Source organism: Oceanisphaera psychrotolerans (genome assembly GCF_001870485.1).
Lineage (GTDB): Bacteria > Pseudomonadota > Gammaproteobacteria > Enterobacterales > Aeromonadaceae > Oceanimonas > Oceanimonas psychrotolerans.
Map to the genome: position 1 here is coordinate 129,208 of NZ_MDKE01000044.1, position 23,867 is coordinate 153,074.

Here is a 23,867-nt window from a genome sequence, read left to right on the forward strand (position 1 = left end):
TTTCTGTACGGTTTGGCAATACAATGACCGCCGCTTTCTTCTCTTTTCTCGACGCTGTTCGGAGCATAATAATGAATTTCAAGGACTGGTCGGCATCGGCCGTGACCGCCGGCTTTCTGGCGGTGCTGATTTCCTATTCGGGACCGCTAATCATCTTTTTTCAGGTGGCGCAGAGCGCCAATGTCTCCCATGAGATGATGGTGTCCTGGGTCTGGGCCATTTCAATCGGAGCGGCGGTGTCGGGCATACTGCTGAGCTGGTGGCTGAAAGTGCCGGTGGTGACCGCCTGGTCCGTGCCCGGCTCGGCGTTGTTGATCAGCATGTTTCCCGATCTCAGCCTCAATCAGGCGGTGGGGGCCTACATTACCGCCGGATTCATCATTTTTCTGATCGGTATTTCCGGCTGTTTCGATACCTTGATGAGGGCGATCCCCAAGGGCATTGCCTGCGGCATGATGGCGGGGATCCTGTTTCAGTTCGGAGTGGGCGCCTTTCAGGCGGTGGAGTCCATGCCGGCCCTGACCTTTATGATGATTGCCGCCTACCTGATACTGAAACGCCTCTGTCCCCGTTATTGCATGATACTGGTGATGCTGGTGGGGGTAGCGCTGACCATGGGGCTGGAAGGGATTGATCTGAGCGGGCTCGAACTCAGCCTGGCCCAGCCGGTGTTCATTCGTCCCGAATGGAGCTGGCACACCACCCTGAGCCTGGCGATCCCGCTGGTGCTGGTGAGCATCACCGGACAGTTTCTGCCCGGCATGGCCATACTGCGCAGCTCGGGTTATCGCACCAAGGCCAGGCCGATCATTATTGTCACCGGCATCATGTCGATGGTGATGGCGGTGTTTGGTGGCATCACCATCGTCATCGCCGCCATTACCGCCGCCCTGTGCACCGGCAGGGATGCCCACGAAAATGCAGACAAACGCTATGTGGCAGGTATCGCCAATGGCCTGTTCTACCTGCTGGGCGGTTGCTTTGGCGGCAGCATCATCCTGCTGTTTACCGCCTTGCCGAAAGAATTTGTGGCGATACTGGCCGGACTGGCGCTGATCGGTGCCATTACCAGCAACGTGATCGGGGCCGTCAACGATGCGGAGCACCGGGAGGCCGCCATGGTGACCTTTTTGGCGACCGCCTCGGGCATGAGTTTCTGGGGGCTGGGCTCGGCGTTCTGGGGCGTGATGTTGGGTGGCCTGACCTATCTGGTGTTGCACAAGGTCTACCGGCTGCCGGCCTGGCGAGCCGGTTCACGGCTGCCGGAATCGGCCAAAACACCAGGCGGCAGTGACCCGGCCGATGCCTGATGCCTTCCCGCGCCAGTCGTCCCATTGGCTCCGCTCCCTGACCGGTGACTATTGTGCAATGGATGAGTGGCCAGATGGGCTGCCCTGTGTACCGTTGCGTTGGCTGCTGATATCACCATGAATTCCGGGGCAAGCAGTGCTCTCTGCTGCTTGCCGGCCAAATACTCAGTACATTTTCTGGCTTTATTCTTTCGCCCGCTCAAAACTTCACCTCGAAACTGTTAAGCTGCTGGCAACATTTTCCATCGAGCTAACCAGAGAGGAGAACGGAGTGACCAAGGGTGTTGCGCTGTCGGTATTTTCGTCGGTGTTGTTTGCGCTGCTGTACTATTACGCCAGCCTGATGACGCCCCTCAATAGCGAAGCCGTGTTCGGCTGGCGGATGTTGCTGACCATGCCCTGTGTCGGTCTGTTTCTGTTCTACAGTGGTGACTGGCGGCTGGTTGTCGACTTGCTCACGCAACTGAGAACCCGGCCGGTGTTATGGCTGGGCTTGCCGCTGTCTTCCGCCCTGGTCGGGATACAGCTGTGGATTTTCATGTGGGCGCCGCTGAACGGGAGCGGGCTGGCGGTGTCGCTCGGTTATTTCATGATGCCATTGGTGCTGGTGCTGATCGGGCGTTTCCTCTACCAAGAGCGGCCGACCCGGTTGCAGTGGCTGGCGGTGGCCTGCGCCGCCGTCGGGGTGGCCAACGAGCTGTGGCATGCGGGGGCTGTTTCCTGGGAAACCCTGGTGGTGGCCATCGGATACCCGCTGTATCTCGTCTGGCGCCGCTGGTTGGGTAACGACAGCCTCGGCGGGCTCTGGTGTGACATGTTGTTGCTGATCCCGGTGGCAGCCTGGTTCGTGTTCGCAGCCGGCACACCCTTCGCCGCCTTTGCCCAGCGGCCGGTATTATCCCTGCTGGTGATGGGGCTGGGCATGCTCAGCGCCCTGGCGCTGGTGTGCTACATTCTGGCCAGCCGCTGCCTGCCGTTCAGCCTGTTCGGCCTACTCGGTTATGTGGAGCCGGTATTGCTGGTGCTGGTGTCACTGATGCTGGGCGAAAGCATCTCGGCGGCGGAATGGCCGACCTACATCGCCATCTGGATAGCAGTAGGGTTGTTGGTACTGGAAGGCATCAAACGCTTGCTGGCATTCCGGCGTTATCCGTTTGACTAGCGCCGCCAGGTCCCACGCCCACATCATGCAGGGCGGCGACAACAGGGGGCGTCGTGTCAGCTTCGTCCATGGCAAGCTAGTATAAGCTAGCGGGCGGGGGGATCGGCGGGTTTGATGGGCTGGAAAGTATGGAACAGGCACCAGTAGCAATATATCGCCAGCCCCCCGGTGATCATGCCCCATAGCTGGGCGCCGGACAGCCATTCGTACAGCGACCAGGCCAGACAGAACAGAGTAACGGCAATGCGCCGCCATAGCGGCTGGAAAAAAATCAGATCCTTTTCTTTCATGGTGGTGGCTCTCCGGTACACACTCGGTGGCAGTTAACCACTATCCCGCCCGGCTTGTCGAATGTATATTCCATTTTTGTGATCTTCGAAATAAAACAGGGTGCTCCGGTAGCCGCCGCGGCAGGCTACCCTCGTCTCCCGAACCGGGCAGAGGCTCCTGCTCAATGACCGCGAGCCTCATGCCCACATCACGCAGATCGCCGCCACCACGATAAGGCCCAGCCCCAGGTGATCGTGGCGGGCCAGCCTGTCTCTGAAATACCAGGCCGAAATCATCAGGGTAAACAACACTTCAATCTGCCCCAGGGTCTTGACCAGGGCCACGCTTTCCAGGCTCATGGCGCTGAACCAGCCGATGGAGCCCAGACAACTGGTGAGGCTGACCAGGGCGGTCAGAGTGGGGCGCTTGAGCAGCCCACGCAGGCTGGCCGGATCGCGCAGCCCCAACCAGGTCACCAGCAGCAGGGTTTGCAGTCCAATCACCAGCAGCAATACCCAGGCGGCAGAGAAAGGAAAGGGCAATGCCAGCAGCAGGCTGGCTTCCCGTACCCACAGCGAGGTCAGCGCAAAGGCCAGGCCGCTGCCCAGCCCGAAGACCAGTGTCATCGGCGATACCGTGCCGGATGCCCGGTGCAGGCCGCTCAGCAGCCAGACCGCCATGCCGCCCAGTACCACGCCCAGCCAGCCGAGGGCGGTGAGGGAGGTGCCGAAAAAGCACACCCCCAGCGCCGCCGCCAGAATGGCTTCACTCTTGGCCAGCCCTACACCCACCGCGTAGTTGCGCAACTGGAACAGCCGCACCATCAGGGCGGTGGCCAGGATCTGGCTGAACGCGGCGCCCACTATGTAGCCGGCAAAGGGCACCGAAAAATCTGGCAGTGCCTGCTGCGGTTGCCAGCGATACAGGAGCCACAGGTAAGTGGCGGCGAGGGGGCCGGCCAGAATAAAGCGGGCCAGGGTCACCCCGGTGGCGCCGACACTCTGGCTGAGCTGTTTCTGAAAGGCATTGCGCCAGGCCTGCATCAGGGCGGCGAACAGGGCAAAGGGGATCCAGAGCATCAGGTTACCCTAAGGTGTAAGACGTGAGGGGGAAGGGCAAGACGTGAGGTGAACAAACCAGACCTTCCGGCCCGGTGTTTTCCCCTCACGTCCGGCGTCTTACGATGCTTTATTCTTTTGTTGCTGCTGAAGCTTGCGCGCTTGCTTTTCGGCCCGGCGTTGCTCGGCATTGGCCACCGCATCGCTGCCGATATGGGCTTCGCCCCGTGCCCTGGCCAGTTGCAGCTGATGCTCGCGCTCGGCATAGCGGCGTTGTTGCTCGGGGGTCTGCCGGTCATGGCAACGGGGGCAGCTCAGTCCATGCTGATAGTGCGGGCTTTGCAGGTCATCCTGCGACAGTGGCGCCCGGCAGGCGGAGCAGAGCTGATACTGGCCCGGTTGTAGCTGGTGATCCACGGTGACCCGGTTGTCGAACACGAAGCACTCGCCCTGCCACAGGGACTCCTGCTCCGGCACTTCTTCCAGATATTTCAGAATGCCGCCGTGCAGGTGGTAGACCTCGTCGAAGCCCTGCTCCTTGAGATAGGCGGTGCTTTTTTCACAGCGAATACCGCCGGTACAGAACATGGCGACCTTCTTGTGCTTGGCCGGATCCAGGTTGTTTTTGACGTACTCGGGAAACTCGCGAAAACTCTCGGTATTGGGGTTGAGCGCGCCCTTGAAGGTGCCGATATCCACCTCGTAGTCGTTGCGGGTATCGACCAGCACCACTTCCGGATCGGAGATCAGCGCATTCCAGTCCTTGGGGGCCACATAGGTGCCCACCACCCGTTTGGGATCGATGCCTTCCACCCCCAGGGTCACGATTTCCTGCTTCAGCTTGACCTTGGTACGGTAGAAAGGCTGCTCTTCGCTGAGTGATTCCTTGTAATCGATACCGTTGAAGCGGGCATCGGCATCGAACCAGGCCTTGAGCCGGTCGATGGCGGCGCGGGAGCCGGCCACGGTGCCGTTGATGCCTTCACTGGCCAGCAACAGGGTGCCACGGATCTGCTCGGCTTCCAGCATGGATTGCAGCGGCTCGCGCAGCGCTTCGTGGTGGTCCAGAGTAACGAATTTATAGAGGGCACAAACAACAAACTGAGACATGGTTTCCTCCAGCGCCGGCCGTGCGCTGTATCAAGCAAATATTCGTGGCCACACTCGCAGAGCATGACGTTACAGGGCGCGCATGATAGCAAATTTTATCGCCGTCCTGCACCTGTGGGTGCCGGCGCCTCTTGAGCAAGAGAGGGCAGATAAAAAAACGGCGCCCGCAGGCGCCGTTGCATGATGGTTAACGCAGCTGTTTCAGCAGCGAGGCGCTGGCATAGCCGTCTGCGATCTGGCCGACAGACTGCTGATAGGCACGGATGGCGTTGATGGTGTTGGGGCCAATGACGCCATCGGCTCCTTTGGTGTCGAAGCCCCTGGCGGTCAGCCTGCGTTGCAGTTCTTCCTTTTCCGTCCGGCTCAGGGCCTGCTCGTCTCGTGGCCAGGGGGCGACGAACTCACCACCACCGGCCAGTTTGTCGCCCAGGTGTCCTACCGCCATGGCATAGGAGGTGGCGTTGTTGTAGCGGCGGATCACCTTGAAGTTGTTGAAGATGGCGAAGGCCGGCCCCCGGGCGCCGGCGGGCACCAGTATGGCGGCCTCGCCATGGTCGGGCAGCGACTGGCCATCGATGGTGGTGATGCCCTGATTGCGCCAGTAGGCGACCGGCTGGAGCTGGTTCTGATCGGCAAGGCGGTAGTCGAATCCGGCCGGCAGCCGGACTTCCACTCCCCAGGGAGCGTTATGGTCCCAGCCGAAGCGGGACAGATAATAGGCGGTGGAGGCGAGGGCATCGGTTGGGTCTTCAGCCCAGATGTCCCGCTTGCCATCGCCGGTAAAGTCCTGGGCGTACTCCAGATAACTGGTGGGCATGAACTGGGTGTGGCCCATGGCCCCGGCCCAGGAGCCGCGCATCTTTTCCGGGCTGACATCACCCGCCTGCAGTATCTGCAGGGCGGCCATCAGCTGCGCTTCGGCAAAGGTGCGGCGGCGCCCTTCGAAGGCCAGGGTGGCCAGCCCTTCGATGGTGCTGGTGTTGCCGCGATAGGAGCCATAGTTGGTTTCCATGCCCCAGATGGCCAGTACTACCCTGGCATCCACGCCGTAGCGTTGTTCTATTGCCCGGAGTGCAGGTTTCAACTGTTCCCATTTCTGGCGGCCGGTGCTGACGCGGGTGGCGGAGGTGGCGGTGTCAAGGTAGTCCCAGATCTGCCGGCTGAACTCGGCCTGACGACCATCCAGCTCCATGACCTGCTGATTGAGCGTCACGCCCTTGAAGGCGCCGTCGAACACTGCCGGTTTGATCCCTTCGGCCAGCGCGCGGGCGCGAAAGCCGGTGCGCCAGGCGGCAAAGTCGGCGGGGGCAACGGGGGTGGTCTGGGTGGCGTTCGATTGCGATGGCCGAGGAGTGGCCGGTTGTGCGGTAGTGGCCTGACCGGCGCAACCGCTGAGGGTGGCACCGATCACCAGTGCACTGAGGTAGCATCGTTTTAACATGTTGTCCCGTTGGTTGGCGTTGTTTATTCACAGCATGGTTCGCAGCATATCCCAAGCCCATAAAAATGAAAGTCCCTGCATGGACTTTGCCTGTGCCGGGGGAGCTGTCGCGCCGGGAGGCGTAAAGCGGGACGCCGATGACGACCTCAGCGCTTGTCGTTGGCCTGGGCCAGCAGCATGCAGACCTCCCGATCGCTGGTCTGGCTGAAATCGTCATAGAACTGGCCAACCGAGCCCAGATTATCGCTCACCACCAACGCGGTAAATTCATCGACCAGGGCGGTGGCCCTGGCGGCGGCTTCCGCCGAGCTCACCGGTACCGCCACACCGAGGTGTGCCGGCCCCTGGCTTCGCACCGCCCGTATGGCCGCTTCCATGGTGGCGCCGGTCGCCAGGCCATCGTCCACCAGCAGCACAGTGGCCCCGGCAAGCGCAAGCGGTGCGGCCTGTCCCCGGTAGATGAGCTCCCTGCGATGCAGTTCTTTCTGTTCCCGCCGGAGCACGGCATCGCGCGGGGGCTGGTCGATGCCGCCGTGTCTGACGATTTCCTGATTAAGCACCAGAATATCCCCCGTGGCGATGGCGCCCATGGCCAGCTCCGGATGCCCGGGGTAGCCGAGCTTGCGCACCAGCAGCACATCGAGCGGCGCGTGCAGGGCCTGCGCCACTTCAAAGGCAACCGGTACTCCGCCGCGAGGCAGGCCCAGTACCAGCAAGGCGGGTAGCTCGCGATAATGCCGCACCAACCCGGCCAGTCTCTGGCCGGCGGCGCGTCGATCCTGAAAAGATTGCAAGGTCATACTCCGGGTATAGAGGCATGATCTAACAGTAGCAAAACCCCATAAAATTCGGGTTGAGCCGCAGATAGTGACCCTGACCTTTGTTATCATTGCCCTTTTCGAACCGGCAGGCGGATCTCGCCGTTATCGGCAGCGACACCGGAAGTCGGTGTGGTGACGGCCACCGCATCCTGCCGGAGCTGCATCATTATCCATCGAGGAAGTCGCGTGAAGTGTCCTGGCTGTGAAAACCTCATCGAAGCCGCCCACATCACCGAGCGGCAGGTTCGGGGACTCGATATACAGTTTGCCTGTCCTCATTGTCAGGCGACACTGAGGGTGAACGGACGGGCCACTCGAGCCAAGCTGATGGGCTTTGTGCTGCTGATGTCGGGCTCGGGGGTGATGTTGTGGGGGCCGCAACCGGCCTGGATATTTGGCTTGATGGTGATGATTGCCGGTGGTGGCCTGGCCTTTGCCGCCCGTCGCCGGGAGTCAAGGTTGCAGTGTGTGGACAAGCCCGGCAGCGAGGCCGAACATTAACAACAACGCCCTGACGCATATTCTATCGGAGCCATCATGTATCTGATCAGAGACTTTAAAGAGACCGATCTCAGCAGCCTGGAACTGATTTATCACGATGCGGTGATGGAGCAGGGACGGCGAAACTACAGCGAAGAACAGGTTGAATCCTGGGCATCCTTTCCCTATCTCTATGCCGCCGATTTCAGGACCCTGGTGCAGACCGGTTACACCCGGGTGATGGCGTTCCATCAAATCCCGGTGGCGTTCGCCACCCTGTATCCCGATGATCATCTGGCGCTGTTGTATGTGCTGGCCGATCATGCCGGCCAGGGCCTGGCCGGACGCCTGTGCGACGATATCGAGCAGGAGGCGGGCCGGCGTGGAGTGGCGTGTCTGCGGACCGATGCCAGCCTGCTGTCGCGGCCGGTGTTCGAGCAGCGTGGATTCCGGCTGGTGGAGCAGCAACCGGTGGAGCGGGCGGGGCAGAAATTTATTCGTTTCATCATGGAAAAATCATTGTCGTCGCAGGCCGTCTGAACGCTGGCGCCGGTCGGGGCTTTGCCGCAGAATAGCGGCCCCGTCGACCGGGGGACTTTTTTTACTTATTCTGGGGTAGGGGGAGCATCCGTGGCCAAACCGAAAGGCACCTATTATCTGACTGCACACTGTCCGGGCAGCCTGGGCACCGTGGACGTGGTGACGCGCTACCTGCATGAGCAGGGCTGTTACGTGGTGGAAATGCAGACCTTTGACGATGTGCTGAGCGGGCACTTTTTCATTCGGGTGGAGTTTCGTCCTCCCGAGGCACCGCATTTCGATGAAACGGCCTTCAACCAGGGTCTGCAGCCACGGGCCAGGCAGTTTGATATGCAGTGGGAGCTGACCGCCACCGATAACAGGCCCAACGTGGTGATCATGGTGTCCCGGCTCGATCATTGTCTGAACGATTTGCTCTATCGCTATCGCACCGGCCAGCTGGCCATCGAGATCCCGGCGATCATTTCCAATCACCCGGATTTGCAGCGGCTGGCCGACTGGCATCATATTCCCTATTACCATCTGCCGGTGAGCGACGAGACCCGGGCCGAGCAGGAAGCCCAGGTGCTTAGCATTATCAACGAGTGCGAAGCGGATCTGGTAGTGCTGGCGCGTTACATGCAGGTGTTGAGCCCGGAACTGTGCGCCACCCTGACCGGCAAGGCCATCAATATCCACCATTCGCTGCTGCCCGGTTTCAAAGGCGAACAGCCCTATCATCAGCCTATCATAAAGGCGTCAAGCTGGTGGGGGCCACCGCCCATTACATCAATAACGATCTGGATGAAGGACCCATCATCACCCAGGGCGTAGAAGTGGTGGATCACAGTCATTATCCGGAGCAGTTGACGGCCAAGGGCCGCGATATCGAGTGCATGACCCTGTCCCGGGCGGTGCAATATCATATCGAGCGACGGGTGTTCCTGCATAACGGCAAAACCGTGGTCTTTACCAGTTGAAGCGGACATTACCTAAAATGAAAAACGGAGTTTATTCCCCCATGAACAAGACCCTTGTGGCCGGGGCGCTTGCCCTGACCCTGGCGGGCTGTGCCAGTCAGCAGCCGGCTCCCCCCTTTACCCTGACCCTGGCTCATATCAACGATACCCACTCGCATTTTGATCCGAGTGATGCGCGCCTGACGCTGGATCACAAGGCGGTATTTACCCGTCTTGGCGGTCATCCGCGGCTGCTGAGCCATGTCAATGAACTGCGCCGTCAGGCGGAAGAGGCGGAGCAGCCTCTATTGTTTGTGCATGGTGGCGACGCCTGGCAGGGCACCGGCTATTTCACCCTCAATCAGGGCGCGATGAACGCCGATGTGCTGAGCCGGATGCAGCTGGACGCCATGGCGCTCGGCAACCACGAGTTTGATATCGACAACCAGCGCCTGGCCGCCTTTATTCAGGGCGTCAACTTTCCGGTGCTGGCCGCCAACCTGGATGCCAGTCACGATCCGGATTTGAAGGGTCTGGAGAACCTCAAACCCTATGTGCTCTACGCCTTCGACGGCCATGAAAAGGAGCGGGTAGACAGCGTCAAGGACGCCGGTAAACGTCCGGTGGTGGCGGTGATGGGGCTGGTGCTGGAAGACATGCCAGACATGGCGGCGCATACCGGCAATCTGCGTTTCGAGCGCGAAGTCGACAGTGCCCAGCGCACGGTCAGGGCGTTGCGTGAACAGGGTGTCAAACAGATAGTGGCGGTGACGCACCTGGGGCTGGAGCGCGATCAGCGCCTGGCCCGCGAGGTCAACGGTATCGACGTGATAGTGGGCGGGCACTCCCACAGCCTGCTCGGCCAGTTCAGCAACCTCGGCTGGGCCGATGGCGCGCCCTATGCCCGCCAGTTCACCAACCCCGACGGGCGGGGCATCACCTGTGTGGTACAGGCCGGCCAGTTTGCCCAGGCCATGGGGCAGGTGAGCGTGACCTTTACCCCCGACGGTCGGGTCAGTCGCTGCGAAGGGGGTAATACCCTGTTGTCCGACAATGTCTTCTACCGGGATATTCGCCGGGGTGAACAGCACCGCCTGAATGAACAGCAAACGCAGCGGCTCAAGGCCGAGATAGCGTCTCAGCCGAATATTGCCATGGTGGCGGAAGATCCGGCACTGCGCGCCCATATCGACAAGCAGTATCTGCCGGCGTTGAACCGGGCCTATGGCGAGGTGATCGGCCATCTGCCGCAGGCACTGAAGCATGTGCGCCTGCCGGTGGATGGCAGTGGTTCTCAAATAGCCCCATTGGTAGCGGCCAGCCAGTTGTACTGGGCAAACACCCCCGAGGTACTGGCGGTCACCGGACGCCGTGCCGATTTTGCCCTGGTGGCGGCGGGGTCGGTGCGTAACAGCCTGGAACCCGGTGCGCTTAAAGAAGGCCATGTGGGACTCGAGCTGCTGCCCTTTGCCAACCCCATCAGCCTGGTCTCGCTCACCGGTCGTCAGGTGGCGGGACTGTTGCTGGAAACCATCAATGCCTCCCTGCCGGCGGACGCCCATACCGGCAAGTTCCCCTATGCCGCCGGGCTGCGTTATACCTTTAACGAAACCAGCAAGGGACGGGGTTATCTCGACCGTATCGAATTCCTGTCGCAGGGACACTGGCAGCGGATCGAGCCCGACACCCGCTATCAGGTGGTGCTGAACAGCTACCATGCTTCCGGTAACGATGGCTGGAGCACCTTCTTCGACAGTCAGCAGGCCTTTACCGACCGGCTGGATCTGGCCTTTACCAATGGCAAGCTGACAGCCTTTCCGGTGGCTCGCCTGAGCAAGGTCAATGGTGGTGGTGTTCAGGTGCACTACATCAATCAGCCGCTGAACTGCCAGGACCAGGCGGTGCGCTGCAATACCGATGCCCGGGCCTTTATCGACTACGTGCGTGAACGGCGTCCCATGCTGACGGCGTTGCCTGAATCGGGCGTTACCCTCAAGCGCCTTTGAGTACAACAAGCCCGGGATAACCGGGCTTGTTCGTTAATGGCCACCGGACCTGCGTCATCAACTGACCAAGCGGTGCCAGCGGGCCGGATCCGATTGCCCGGATCGGGTCGGTGGTGCGCTCTCGGCTCCGGCAGAGTCCCCGCTGCCAAAGCTGGATTCAAACGGAATTAATTCCTTCCCCTGACCTTCGTGATAAGACCATCGCTTCTGACCGCTCTGGCTCGACATCGATTTTTAATCCTGTCAGACTCACGGCCATTGCTGCAGACTGAGAAAAACCGGCTATGCTGTATGTACTCTTTTGAATCTACTAGGGGCCGAAACATGAAGCTGATCAACCCCATGGACACAGTCCCCTGGTCCACGCTGCTGTTCGCGGTGGTGCTGTTGCTGGGAAGCTGGAGTCCGCTGTCGTTTGCAGCCGACGCCTTGCCGTTACCTCAGGGCCGGGTGGTGCTGACCGTCACCGGCAAGCTGGCTGTGACCAATGCCGATAACAAGGCAGAATTTGATATGGATATGCTGGCGGCCTTGCCGCAGCACGAGTTCAGGACCGCGACGCCCTGGACGGAAGGGGAACACCTTTTTCGCGGGGTCTTGCTGAGTGATCTGCTGCGAAGACTGGGAGCCGAAGGCGCCGAGGTTCGAGCTGTGGCGCTGAATGACTACCATCATGATATCGAAAGACAGCTGGTGGCCGAGATGCCCTTGCTGCTGACGACGCATTTTGACGGCAAGCCGATGAAGGTACGGCATAAAGGGCCGATCTGGCTCATGTTGCCGCTGTCTGATCTGCCCCGTTTCAATACCAAACGTTATCATGAACTGCTGATCTGGCAGTTGAAAAGCCTGGACGTGCGCTAATAGTGAAAAAGTTCAAACTACTCGTTCTCACCGCCATTACCCTGTTATTCGGTGCCAGCTCGCTGTACAGCTATCATCGGGATCTGGAGGTGGTGCGTTATGTCTCTGCCACCATCAAGGCGGTGGGCTGGGCCAGTTCCGAGTTGGAGATGGAGCTGCTCAAGTTTGATCAGGCGTTGACGGCGTTGTCCGCCCACACCGCCGATGAAGAAAATGTCCAGTTGCGCTTTGAGCTGTTGTGGAGCCGGGTAGACACCCTGCTGAAGGGCAAGGAAAGCCGCCCGATGCGCGAGCAACCAGAGGTGCAGCCGATGCTGGAAAGCTTTGCCCGGCAGCTCGAGCTCTGGGAAAATCGGGTGTATGCGTTGAGCGCGGATGACCGTACCGGCATCCTGGCACTGCGACAGGAACTGGCGCACTTCCGGCAGCAGGCGCGGGAAATCAACGTCGACAATTTTTCTGGTGACAAGATCTGGCAACAGCTCGATATCATTCAGGATATTCGCCTGCGTTCCAGTCTGTATCTCGCCGGCCTGCTGCTGAGCGGTGGCCTGATGCTGTGGCTGGTGGTGCGGGAAAACAGCCGTAATCGCTACATGGCCTATCACGACATGCTCACCGGCCTGCCCAATCGCATGTTTTTCTATCAGCTGATGAGCAAGGCCCTGAAACGGGCCGAGCGGGAGCGGCAGGGGCTGGCGGTCCACATGGTGGACCTCAACGGTTTCAAGGCCATCAACGACAGCCTGGGTCATGAAGTGGGTGATAACCTGCTACGGATCATTTCTGCCCGTTTGCGAGACACCATCGGCGACCGGGGCCAGATTGCCCGGCTCGGCGGGGATGAATTTGTGGTGCTCCAGCGGATGCAGTATCCGGAAGACGCCGAGCAGATGGCGGCTCGGTTATGGCAGTCGCTTTCCCGCGAGGTGCAATTGCCGGATGGTTGTCTGTCGCCCCAGGCCTGCATCGGCACCAGTCTCTATCCTCTGCACGGCCTTACCATGGCCGAATTGCTTGGCCATGCCGATACCGCCATGTATTACGCCAAGCACAGTCGCAAGACCATGCAGCAGATGTTTGAGCCGGGCATGGATGAACGGCGGTTGCGGCGTCAAAAACTGGCGGTGGCGTTGCAGGTGGCGCTCGAGCAGGATCATCTGACGCTGCATTATCAGCCCATCTTTCACCTAGACACCGGGGCCATCGAGTCGGTGGAAGCTCTGTTACGCTGGCATTCGAGCGAGTTCGGCACCATCAGTCCGATCGAGGTGATTGCGGTGGCCGAAAACCACGGCCTGGCACATCGGCTCAATGAATGGATACTGATGCAGGCCTGCCAGCAACTGCGGCACTGGCATCAGAGCGGCTTCGACTGGCTGAAGGTAAACGTGAATATCAGCCCCAATATCTTTATGGATGGCGAGCTGGCCATTACCGTGACGCAGGTTTTGCAGGCCAGCAGCCTCGATGCTTCTGCTCTGGTGCTGGAGATCACCGAAGATACCAGTATGTGGGATACCGTCGACTCGCTCGATACCCTGCAGGAGTTGCGTGATCTGGGGATCGGCATTGCCCTGGACGATTTTGGCACCGGTTATTCCTCATTCAGCCATCTGCGTCAGCTGCCGGTCAACAAGCTCAAGATAGACAAGTCCTTCGTGGCCGACCTGTCAACCGACCCCAGGGCGGTCAGTCTGGTGCAAACCATTATTTCGCTGGCTTCAAGCTGGATATGGAGATCACGGCAGAGGGCATCGAATTGCCCGAACAGCAGGCCCAGTTGCAGCAACTGGGCTGCGGACTGGGGCAGGGCTACCTGCTGGCCAGACCGATGCCGAGCGAAGACATCAGCGAGTGGCTGTCGCAAGACAAATCCCCGGATACCCGTAGCGCCTGATAACTCTCTCCTGATACACCCCTCCCGATCCTGTGCACTCATACCGACAGTTGAGTAAGCAGGATCGATTTTTTTCTATTTGTCGATACCGGCGTTTTATTGCGTGCTTCAGCTGCTATTTTTAGGAGTGTGCACATAAAGTGTCTACAAATCATGGCTGTACTCGATGAAGGCACACCTCTCGCCAATGACCTGATCCGGCGGCTCGATGAGCATCGGTTCTCTGACTGTCATCAGGATCGGCTCCGGCCTCACTTCTTGCCTAACGACAGGAGAAACAGCCATGAAACACAGTCTATTCGATGCCCTGCAGGAAGCGCGGCCGCTGGCCATCGTCGGCGCCGTCAACGCCTACAGCGCCATGCAGGCAGAGCAAGCCGGACACCGGGCGCTGTATCTGTCCGGCGCCGGGGTGGCCAATAGTTCCTTCGGGCTGCCGGATCTGGGCATCACCAGCCTGAATGACGTACTGGAAGACGCCCGTCGCCTCACCGGGGCCTGCGAATTGCCGCTGCTGGTGGACGTGGATACCGGTTTCGGTGGGGCCTTCAACATCGCCCGCGCCGTGCGCGAGATGGAACGGGCCGGCGTGGCGGCCATCCACATCGAAGATCAGGTAGCCCAGAAACGGTGCGGCCACCGACCCAACAAGGCCATCGTCTCACACGATGAAATGGTGGATCGGGTCAAGGCGGCGGTGGATGCCCGCACCGACCCTCGCTTCGCCATCATGGCGCGCACCGATGCGCTGGCGGTGGAGGGCATGAACAGTGCCGTCGAACGTGCCCAGGCCTGCGTGGCCGCCGGTGCCGATTTTATCTTCCCCGAGGCGATGGAAAGCCTGGAGCAATACCGCCGCTTCTGCGAGGCCATACCGGTGCCGGTACTGGCCAACATCACCGAATTCGGCAAGACCCCGCTGTTCAGTCAGAACGAGCTGGCCGAGGCCGGGGTGGCCATGGTGCTCTACCCGCTGTCGGCCTTCAGGGCCATGAGCCGGGCGGCGGAGATCGTTTATCGCCAGATCCTGAGCCAGGGTCACCAGCGTGACCTGCTGGAGCAGATGCAGACCCGGGAGCAGCTCTATCAGACCCTCGGCTATTATGAGTACGAGGCCAGACTGGATGCCCTGTTCGAGCATGCTGCTCAGCCCAGGCCCCCGGCCGATAATCAACAAGGAGGCAAGCATGACTAACGCCGAAGGATTGCGCGGCCAGATCGCCGGCCAGACTGCCCTCTGCACCGTGGGCAAGACCGGTTCCGGCCTGACCTATCGCGGCTTTGACATTGCCGATCTGGCCGCTCATGCCCGGTTTGAAGAGGTGGCCTTTCTGCTGCTGAAGGGCTATCTGCCCAACAAGGGCGAGCTGAGCGCCTTCAAGGCCCGGCTGCGAGCCAATCGCGGCCTGCCGGCGGCGCTGCGCACCGTGCTGGAACTGATACCGGCCTCGGCCCACCCCATGGACGTGTTGCGCACCGGCTGCTCCCTGCTTGGCAACCTGGAAACCGAGCAGCGGTTCGGCGAACAGCAGGAAGCGGCAGAGCGGTTGCTGTCGCTGCTGCCCGCCATCATCTGCTACTGGTATCGCTATGCCCACGATGGCGTGCGCATCGACACCGCCCTGGATGACGACAGTCTCGGCGGCCACTTTCTGCATATGCTGCGCGGCGAAACCCCGCCCGAACTGGATGTGAAGGTCATGAACTGCTCGCTGGTGCTCTATGCGGAGCACGAATTCAATGCCTCCACCTTCGCCGGCAGGGTCTGTGCCTCCACCCTGACCGATTTGCATTCGGCGGTGACGGCGGCCATCGGTACCCTGCGCGGCCCGCTGCACGGCGGGGCCAACGAGGCGGCGATGGCGATGATCGAGCAGTGGAGCAGCCCGGACGAGGCCGAAGCTGCCCTGCTGGGCATGCTCGCACGCAAGGAGAAGGTCATGGGCTTCGGTCATGCGGTCTATACGGTGAAGGATCCGCGCAATGCGCTGATCAAACCCTGGGCCAGGAAGCTGAGCGAAGCGGCGGGCGACAGGGTGCTGTATCCGATCTCCGAACGGGTAGAAGCGGTGATGTGGCGGGAAAAGAAGCTGTTCGCCAATGCCGACTTCTATCACGCCAGCGCCTATCACTTCATGGGCATTCCGACCAAACTGTTCACGCCGATCTTCGTGCTCAGCCGGGTCACCGGTTGGACCGCACACATCATGGAGCAGCGCGCCCACAACCGCATCATTCGCCCCAACGCCGATTATGTGGGCCCGGCCCCCCAGCCATGGGTACCGATAGAGAAGCGGTAAAGGAGCACACCATGAGCATCAATGTTGAGCCGAACGAGAGACCCGATCCCGATCAGCTGCTGGTCACCATCGCCGACTACGTGGTAAATACCGGGATCACCTCGGATGAAGCCTACAACACCGCCCGCCATTGCCTGGCCGATACCCTCGGTTGCGGCCTGCTGGCGCTGCGTTTTCCCGAATGCACCAAACATCTGGGGCCTTTGGTGCCGGGCACCACGGTGCAACATGGCGCCCGGGTGCCCGGTACTTCTCACGAGCTGGATCCGGTCACCGCCGCCTTCAACATCGGCTGCCTCATCCGCTGGCTGGACTTCAACGATACCTGGCTGGCCGCCGAGTGGGGCCACCCGTCCGACAACCTGGGCGGCATTCTCGCCACCGCCGATTACCTGAGCCGGGTGGCGGTGGCCGAGGGCAAGCCGCCGCTCACCATGAGAGATGTGCTCACGGCCATGATCAAGGCTCACGAAATCCAGGGTGTGCTGGCGCTGGAAAACAGCTTCAACCGGGTAGGGCTGGATCACGTGCTGCTGGTGCGGGTAGCCTCGACGGCGGTCATCACCCATCTGCTGGGTGGCAGCCGCGAGCAGATTGTTGACGCCCTGTCCCAGGCCTGGGTCGATGGTTGTGCCCTGCGTACCTACCGTCATGCGCCCAATGCCGGCTCTCGCAAGTCCTGGGCGGCGGGTGACGCCACCGCCCGCGCCGTGCGGCTGGCACTGATCACCATGAAGGGCGAAATGGGACTGCCGTCGGTACTCTCGGCCCCCAAATGGGGCTTTTATGATGTGCAGTTCAAGGGTCAACCCTTTCGGGTCAAGCAACCCTTTGGCAGCTACGTGATGGAAAATGTGCTGTTCAAGCTCAGCTTTCCCGCCGAGTTTCATGCCCAGACGGCGGTGGAGTGCGCGGTGCTGCTGCACCCGCAGGTGAAAGACCGGCTCGACGACATCGACCGTATTCAAATCAGCACCCATGAGTCCGCCATCCGCATCATCTCCAAGGAGGGAGAGCTGGCCAACCCGGCGGATCGGGATCACTGTCTGCAATACATGGTGGCGGTGCCGCTGCTGGTCGGCGACCTGGTGGCGGAACACTATGAAGACGACTTTCACCGGGCCGAGCCCCGTATCGATGCTCTGCGCCGCAAGATGGAGATAGTGGAAGACTCGCGCTACAGCGCCGAATATCTGGCAGCCGACAAGCGCTCCATCGCCAACGCCATCCAGATTTTCTTCAAGGACGGCACCAGCACCGAGAAGGTGAAAGTGGAATACCCCATCGGCCATCGCCGCCGCCGGGCCGAGGCGATACCGGTGCTGGAGCGTAAGTTCATGCGCAACCTGCAAACCCGCTTCCCGCCGGCGCGCTGCCGGCACATTCTGGCGCTGTGCCTGGATCGGCAGCGACTTGAAGTTACACCGGTCAACGAGTTCATGGCGCTGTTCGTGATCAACTGAATAAATGTTGACCGGACAGATCCGCAAGCGGGCTGCTGCTCTCTGTCGCAATCAGACAAGTTATTTAAGTCATGACGCAAATGAACCTCATTTTCCCGGTTTTATGTCGTTATTGAGACGACGACATATTCACACATCTGTAGCATGGGTATAGCTCCGCAGTCGAAGACGGACGGTTTGCGGAAAAGACTTCCTGCTTTCCCGTGCCCCGTACCACTTGCGAACTGCAAAAGGATTTGTTCACTGCGTGCGCTCGCCATCGGGCGCATTCGCCTCACGCAGCATAACCAAGGGAAGGTAACCAAGTGAAAACCATCGGACGCAATGTTAAAACCCTGCTGGCTTCCGCCATCACCGCCGCCTGTCTGTTCAGTGCCAGCGCCCAGGCACTCACCCTGAAACTGGCAACCGACTCCGGCACCCAGGGTTCGCCGGCCGGCGAGGCGCTGAAAAAATGGGGTGAGCTGATCGAACAGAAATCCGGCGGCGATATCGAAGCCCGCGTCTATTATCAGAATGAACTGGGCGGTCAGCAGGAAGTATTCGACCTGCATGTGGCCGGCGACGTGGACGTGATGCTGAACTGGCCGATGACGTCCTACGACAAGCGAATTGGCGTGATCTATACCCCCTACATGACGCTGTCCTGGGATGAAGCACTCGAGGCTTACAGCCCGGGTGGCTGGGTCAACAACATGCTGGGCGGCATTTACCAGGATATCGGCCTGAAATTCTTCGGCCCCTGGCCGGAAGGGTTCAACGGCGTGGGATCCCGGGGCAAGTATGCGCTGAATATCGCCGACGCGGACGGCCTCAAGGTGCGTACCATGACCGTGTTTCCGGCCCCCCAGACCATGCAGGCGCTGGGCTACCAGACCGCTGCCATCGATTGGGGCGAAGTCTACACCGCGCTGCAGACCGGCGTTGTCGATGGTGAGGCCGGCAACGTGATCTACTGGGATTACGAGTACTTCCGTGACTCCCTCGACTACTTCGTGCAGACCAAACACTTTTTCATGACCGGCGTGCTGTCGATGAACCAGGATGTCTGGGAAAGCATGACCGAAGAGCAGCAGAAGGTGGTCAGCGAATCGGCCATCGAGATCATGAACGAGCAGTTCAAGGCCGCCAGGGAGCAGGATGAGTTCTACATCAACAAGGCTCAGGAAGCCGGCATGCAGTATTTCGAGCCCAGCGCCGAGCAGCTTGGCGAATTTGCCAAGGCCGCCCGCGAACAGGTCTGGCCGATGATGGACAAGGAGATCGGTTCCGAGATCATGGACACCATTCGCAGTAACGCCTCTCCGCTCTAACCGGATAGGCACACCGTTTCAATATGACCGGCCCGCATTGCGGGCCGGTCTGCTCAGAGGCTTAAAAAGATGATCGGCAGAGTGTTTTACGCGCTGGATCGCCGTATCGGGTGGTTGCTGGAAGCGGCCGCCTTCATGTCCAGCATGCTGGTGGTCGGGTTGATGCTGTTTCTGGTGCTGGCGCGCTATGTGTTCGGCTGGTCCATCGTCGGGCTGCTGGAGCTGATCATGCTGTTCGGCATGTGGCTCTACATGCTCGGCGCACTGATCGCCAGCCGTCACAACGAGCACCTCGTCGTGGATTTCGTCGAACTGCAGATATCGGATCATCGGCTCAAGCTGATGCACAAGGCGCTGGTGTCGCTGATCACCTTCGTGATTTGTCTGTTCTTTGTGGTGCTGGCCTATCGCATGCTGGCGTGGGGACTGAAACGTCCGCAGTCGACGCCCGGCATGGGCATACCGCTCTGGTTGCCGCAGGCTCGATCATGCTGGCGGCCGTGGGCTGCAGCTGTTATTCGTTGCGTGACTTGCTCTGTGCCGTCACCGGCATTCTGCATTTGGCGCCCGGCGCCCGCCAGTTGAAGGAAGAGGAACACTGACATGGAAGGTTTTATTGCTATCGGGCTGCTGATGCTGCTGATGATTATCGGCGTACCGGTGGCCTGGTCGTTTGCCGGCGTGCTGGCCTACATGGTGTACATTTATGACGCCAACCTGAATACGCTGATGCTGCAGGGCTACCGCTCGGTGGACTCGGTGATCCTGATTGCGCTGCCCCTGTTCGTGCTGACCGGCTACCTGATGCAAAGCGGCGGCATTGCCCGCCGACTGGTCGACTTCATCGAGGTGATGATCGGCAAGCGCCGTGGCGGTATGGGGGCGTCGATGATCATGGCTTCGGGCATCTTCGGCGCCATCGCCGGGACGGCCACCGCCGCCGTCGCCTCGATCGGCACCATCATGATAGAGCCGCTGGAGAAACGCGGTTACCCGCGCAGCTATTCATCGGCACTGCTCGGTATCTCGTCGCTGCTCGGTATCCTGATCCCGCCGTCGATTACCATGATTTTGTTCGCGGTCGTCACGCGGCAGTCGGTCGCCGCCTGTTTTGCCGCGTCGGTGGGGCCGGCCATCCTGCTGATTCTGGGATTGATCGCCGCCAACCGTTTCGGCGTCGGGCGCTTCTTTAATGAGCTGAGCAGTGCGGCCGGCGATGGCCTCGGGCAACTGCCGGGCAAGGGCAGGGCGGCGATCAAGGCGTTTCCGGCCCTGTCGATGCCGATCATCATTCTTGGCGGCATTTACGGCGGGGTGTTCACACCGACCGAAGCGGCGGCGGTAGCGGCCTTCTCGGCGATGCTGATCGGTTTCTTTATCTACCGCGATCTGAACTTCAGGAGCTTCGCTCGGAGTGTGGTGGCGGCGGCGGAAACGACCGGCACCGTGATCCTGATCCTGCTGTTCAGCTTCATGATTGGTCGTATCCTGGCCTCGGAGCGGATTCCTCAGGATCTGACCAAGCTGGTCAGCACCCTGATCGAGAACCCCCTGCTGATCCTGATTGCCGTGAATCTGTTTCTGATCCTCGCCGGCATGATCATGGACGATGTCTCGGTCACGGTGGTGGTGGCACCGCTGTTCCTGCCATTGATGGTTGATACCGGCATCCATCCGGTCCACTTCGCTTCCATCGTGGCCTGCTCGGTGGTGATTGGGGCAAACAGCCCGCCGGTGGCACCGATCCTCTACATGGCGTGCCGCATCGGCAAGGTCTCGATTCATAAAGCCGTCAAGCCTGCGCTCGCGCTGATGGCGTTTGTCGGCCTGCCGGTGATGCTGATCACGACCTTTGTGCCGGAAGTGTCGCTGTTCCTGCCGCGGCTGCTCGGCTTCGTCTGAACCGGAACAACGGCCAATACGCAATATCAGGGGCGCCCGCAAGGCGCCCCTGTCGTGATTGCCAACGGGGCCTTTTGAGTCGATAATTTCAGGCACTTTTATCAATACAGTAGACCCCCCTATGCTAGACAAATATTTTCACCTCAAAGAGTTGGGCACCAATGTGCGCCAGGAAGTGGTGGCGGGCATTACCACCTTTCTGACCATGGCTTATATCATCTTCGTCAACCCGGCCATCCTGTCCGAAGCCGGCATGGATTATGGTGCCGTATTCGTTGCGACCTGTCTGGCGGCGGCCATCGGCTGTTTCATCATGGGGCTGGCGGCCAACTATCCCATCGCCCTGGCGCCGGGCATGGGCCTGAATGCCTTTTTCACCTATACGGTGGTACTGACCGAAGGCTACAGCTGGCAAAGCGCCCTGGGTGCGGTGTTTTTCTCCGGTTGTATCTTCGTGCTGCTGAGCCTGTTCAAGGTGCGTGAGTGGATCATCAACTCCATTCCCGGCTCGCTGAAGCTCGGTATCGCCGCCGGTATCGGCCTGTTTCTGGCGCTGATTGGCCTCAAGAATGCCGGTATCATTGTCGATAACCCGGCGACCCTGGTCGGACTGGGCGATGTCACCAGCCTGCAGGTCGGGCTGGCGATGCTGGGTTTCTTTCTGATCATCGGCATGGCGGCCCGTGGCATGCGTGGTGCCGTGATGATCGGTATTCTCATCGTGACCGGCCTGGGCGTGGCCTTCGGTGATATTCAGTATCAGGCATCGTCTCTGCCCCGCCGTCCATCATGCCGACCTTTATGCAGCTGGACATTGCCGGCGCCTTCAATATCGGCATGCTGTCGGTGATTTTCGCCTTTCTGTTTGTCGACCTGTTCGACACTTCCGGCACCCTGATCGCCGTGGCCCAGCGCGCCAAGCTGCTGGATGAAAAAGGCCGCCTGCCGCGCCTGGGTCGGGCCCTGCTGGCAGACAGTAGCGCTTCCATTGCTGGCTCCGTGCTGGGGACATCGACCACTACCTCTTATGTGGAGAGTGCCGCCGGTGTGGCCGTGGGCGGACGCAGTGGCCTGACCGCCGTGGTCACCGGTCTGATGTTTATTGCCGCCTTGCTGTTTTCGCCGCTGGCGGGAATGGTACCGGCGTACGCGACGGCCGGCGCCCTGGTGTATGTGGCGGTGCTGATGATGGGGCAACTCAGCCACCTGCACTGGGATGACATTACCGAGGCGGTACCCGCCGTGGTGGTGCTGGTGATGATGCCATTTACCTTTTCCATCGCCCACGGCATTGCCTTCGGCTTCATCAGCTTCGTGGCGGTCAAGTTGCTGGCCGGCCGGGCGAGCGAAGTCAGCCCCATCGTCTGGGCGCTGGCGGCCCTGTTTGCACTGAAGTTTGCCTTCGGGATTTAACTTCTTGCCGGCATGACGGTATGTATACACAAAAAAGCCCCGAACGTCGGGGCTTTTTGCTGTGCGTATGTTGATGCCTGAAAATCAGAAATCGGCGTTGCGCGGGGTGCGGGGGAAGGGGATGACGTCCCGTACGTTACCCATGCCGGTGACGTAGGCCACCAGACGCTCGAAGCCCAGACCAAAACCGGAGTGAGGCACGGTGCCGTAGCGGCGCAGATCCCGGTACCAGCCGTAGTCTTCCTTGTTCAGGCCCATTTCTTCCATCCGCTGGTCCAGCACATCCAGCAGTTCTTCCCGCTGGGAGCCGCCGATGATCTCGCCGATGCCCGGAGCCAGTACGTCCATGGCGGCCACGGTCTTGCCGTCCGGGTTCAGCTTCATGTAGAAGGACTTGATGTCCTTGGGGTAGTTCTTGACCACTACCGGTGCCTTGAAGTGCTCTTCTGCCAGGTAGCGCTCGTGCTCGGAAGACAGGTCGATACCCCAGGCCACCGGGAACTCGAACTGCTTGCCGCAGTTTTGCAGGATCTCGACCGCATCGGTGTAGTCCACCTGGGCGAAGTCCTGCTCCACAAAGTTCTGCAGCCGGGTGATGGCGTCCTTGTCGATACGCTGGGCGAAGAAGTCCATGTCATCCATGCGCTCGGTCAGCACGGCGTTGAACACATACTTCAGCATGTCTTCTGCCAGGCTGGCGATATCGTTCAGGTCGGCAAAGGCCAGCTCGGGCTCTACCATCCAGAACTCGGCCAGGTGGCGGCTGGTGTTGGAGTTTTCGGCGCGGAAGGTCGGGCCGAAGGTATAAATCTTGCTCATGGCGCAGGCGTAGGTTTCGCCGTTCAGCTGACCGGAAACGGTCAGGAAGGCTTCTTTACCGAAGAAATCTTCGCCGAAGTCGATATCGCCCTTGTCGGTGCGGGGCAGGTTCTGCAGATCCAGGGTAGAAACCCGGAACATTTCGCCGGCACCTTCGCAGTCGGAGGCGGTAATGATGGGCGTGGCTACCCAGGCATAGCCGCGCTCGTGAAAGAAGCGGTGAATAGCCTGAGCCAGGCAGTTGCGTACCCGGGTAACGGCACCCATCATGTTGGTGCGCGGGCGCAGGTGTGCGTATTCACGCAGGTATTCAATGGAATGGCGTTTGGCGGCCATGGGGTAGCTGTCCGGATCTTCAACCCAGCCAACTACCTTGACGTCGTTGGCCTGCAGCTCAAAGTCCTGGCCCTGGCCCTGAGAGGCGGCCACGGTGCCGGTGACTTCAACCGAACAGCCGGTGGTCAGACGCACTACTTCAGCCTGATAATTCTCAACGCTATTGGGTACCACGGCCTGCACGGGATTGAAGCAGCTGCCATCGTGAATTGCCAAAAACGAAATACCCGCCTTGGAATCACGGCGAGTACGAATCCACCCTTTAACGGTCAGGGTGGTGCCAACAGGATATTCGCCCGCCAGCACATCAGTAACGGATGCGTGGGTCATGTAAAATCGCTCTCCAGCTTCAACTAAATCGGCGCCAGGCCGATAGACTATAGATAAGGGAGCTAATGTTACCCTTGTAGTCTCAGGACTC

At 60.3% G+C, this 23,867-nt stretch carries 19 protein-coding genes and 2 pseudogenes; 15 read left to right on the forward strand and 6 right to left on the reverse strand.

Features of this window, described 5'->3' with window-relative positions:
- Positions 1-71: 71 nt before the first annotated feature.
- Positions 72-1,310, forward strand: a complete 1,239-nt coding sequence (locus BFR47_RS13925; RefSeq protein ID WP_217645559.1) for a benzoate/H(+) symporter BenE family transporter — start codon at positions 72-74, stop codon at positions 1,308-1,310.
- 271 nt (positions 1,311-1,581) lie between these two features.
- Entirely contained in the window at positions 1,582-2,472 is an 891-nt protein-coding gene (gene rarD / locus BFR47_RS13930) for an EamA family transporter RarD (RefSeq protein WP_071473624.1), read from the forward strand.
- An 86-nt stretch (positions 2,473-2,558) separates the two neighbouring features.
- Here the strand turns inward: rarD and BFR47_RS13935 are convergent, their stop codons facing one another.
- From BFR47_RS13935 to BFR47_RS13955, 5 genes are all read right to left on the reverse strand, one after another.
- On the reverse strand, positions 2,559-2,762 hold the full coding sequence (locus BFR47_RS13935; protein WP_071473625.1) for a hypothetical protein: 204 nt from the start codon (positions 2,760-2,762) through the stop codon (positions 2,559-2,561).
- A 177-nt stretch (positions 2,763-2,939) separates the two neighbouring features.
- The gene (locus BFR47_RS13940; RefSeq protein WP_071473626.1) at positions 2,940-3,821 is read right to left on the reverse strand and encodes a DMT family transporter; all 882 of its coding nucleotides are present in this window, start codon (positions 3,819-3,821) and stop codon (positions 2,940-2,942) included.
- Between the two features lie 99 nt (positions 3,822-3,920).
- The gene (gene trhO, locus BFR47_RS13945) at positions 3,921-4,910 is read right to left on the reverse strand and encodes an oxygen-dependent tRNA uridine(34) hydroxylase TrhO (protein WP_071473627.1); all 990 of its coding nucleotides are present in this window, start codon (positions 4,908-4,910) and stop codon (positions 3,921-3,923) included.
- A gap of 187 nt (positions 4,911-5,097) precedes the next feature.
- A complete protein-coding gene (locus BFR47_RS13950) occupies positions 5,098-6,351 on the reverse strand; it encodes a lytic murein transglycosylase (RefSeq protein ID WP_071473628.1) in 1,254 nt (417 codons plus the stop codon).
- 146 nt (positions 6,352-6,497) lie between these two features.
- A complete protein-coding gene (locus BFR47_RS13955; RefSeq protein WP_217645560.1) occupies positions 6,498-7,145 on the reverse strand; it encodes a phosphoribosyltransferase in 648 nt (215 codons plus the stop codon).
- 213 nt (positions 7,146-7,358) lie between these two features.
- Between BFR47_RS13955 and BFR47_RS13960 the strand changes: the two genes are divergently transcribed.
- The 13 genes and pseudogenes from BFR47_RS13960 (at position 7,359) to BFR47_RS14020 (ending at position 22,291) form a co-directional block, all read left to right on the forward strand.
- Positions 7,359-7,673, forward strand: a complete 315-nt coding sequence (locus BFR47_RS13960) for a hypothetical protein (RefSeq protein WP_071473630.1) — start codon at positions 7,359-7,361, stop codon at positions 7,671-7,673.
- A gap of 36 nt (positions 7,674-7,709) precedes the next feature.
- Positions 7,710-8,192 (forward strand): GNAT family N-acetyltransferase, encoded by a 483-nt coding sequence (locus BFR47_RS13965; protein ID WP_071473631.1) that lies wholly within the window; start codon positions 7,710-7,712, stop codon positions 8,190-8,192.
- Between the two features lie 159 nt (positions 8,193-8,351).
- Positions 8,352-9,151, forward strand: a pseudogene (gene purU, locus BFR47_RS13970) (formyltetrahydrofolate deformylase).
- A gap of 41 nt (positions 9,152-9,192) precedes the next feature.
- Positions 9,193-11,136, forward strand: coding sequence for a bifunctional metallophosphatase/5'-nucleotidase (locus BFR47_RS13975; protein WP_071473632.1), 1,944 nt, complete (start codon positions 9,193-9,195; stop codon positions 11,134-11,136).
- A 324-nt stretch (positions 11,137-11,460) separates the two neighbouring features.
- The gene (locus tag BFR47_RS13980) at positions 11,461-12,000 is read left to right on the forward strand and encodes a putative pterin-binding protein (protein WP_245748938.1); all 540 of its coding nucleotides are present in this window, start codon (positions 11,461-11,463) and stop codon (positions 11,998-12,000) included.
- A 2-nt stretch (positions 12,001-12,002) separates the two neighbouring features.
- Positions 12,003-13,958: a putative bifunctional diguanylate cyclase/phosphodiesterase gene (locus tag BFR47_RS13985; protein WP_245748939.1), complete on the forward strand. Its 1,956-nt coding sequence runs from the start codon at positions 12,003-12,005 to the stop codon at positions 13,956-13,958.
- A 225-nt stretch (positions 13,959-14,183) separates the two neighbouring features.
- A complete protein-coding gene (gene prpB, locus BFR47_RS13990) occupies positions 14,184-15,095 on the forward strand; it encodes a methylisocitrate lyase (protein WP_071473633.1) in 912 nt (303 codons plus the stop codon).
- Positions 15,088-16,200 carry a bifunctional 2-methylcitrate synthase/citrate synthase gene (gene prpC / locus BFR47_RS13995; protein WP_071473634.1) on the forward strand — a complete coding sequence of 371 codons (1,113 nt, stop codon included), beginning with the start codon at positions 15,088-15,090 and terminating at the stop codon, positions 16,198-16,200. Before prpB ends, prpC begins: the two co-directional genes overlap by 8 nt.
- Before the next feature lie 11 nt (positions 16,201-16,211).
- On the forward strand, positions 16,212-17,663 hold the full coding sequence (locus BFR47_RS14000) for a bifunctional 2-methylcitrate dehydratase/aconitate hydratase (RefSeq protein WP_071473635.1): 1,452 nt from the start codon (positions 16,212-16,214) through the stop codon (positions 17,661-17,663).
- Between the two features lie 305 nt (positions 17,664-17,968).
- Positions 17,969-18,976: a TRAP transporter substrate-binding protein DctP gene (gene dctP, locus BFR47_RS14005; protein ID WP_071473636.1), complete on the forward strand. Its 1,008-nt coding sequence runs from the start codon at positions 17,969-17,971 to the stop codon at positions 18,974-18,976.
- A gap of 69 nt (positions 18,977-19,045) precedes the next feature.
- On the forward strand, positions 19,046-19,561 hold the full coding sequence (locus BFR47_RS14010; RefSeq protein WP_217645561.1) for a TRAP transporter small permease: 516 nt from the start codon (positions 19,046-19,048) through the stop codon (positions 19,559-19,561).
- A gap of 18 nt (positions 19,562-19,579) precedes the next feature.
- Positions 19,580-20,878: a TRAP transporter large permease gene (locus BFR47_RS14015; protein WP_071473637.1), complete on the forward strand. Its 1,299-nt coding sequence runs from the start codon at positions 19,580-19,582 to the stop codon at positions 20,876-20,878.
- A 121-nt stretch (positions 20,879-20,999) separates the two neighbouring features.
- A pseudogene (locus BFR47_RS14020) lies at positions 21,000-22,291 on the forward strand (NCS2 family permease).
- Between the two features lie 84 nt (positions 22,292-22,375).
- Here the strand turns inward: BFR47_RS14020 and asnS are convergent.
- Positions 22,376-23,776, reverse strand: a complete 1,401-nt coding sequence (asnS, locus tag BFR47_RS14025) for an asparagine--tRNA ligase (RefSeq protein ID WP_071473638.1) — start codon at positions 23,774-23,776, stop codon at positions 22,376-22,378.
- Positions 23,777-23,867 lie beyond the last annotated feature (91 nt).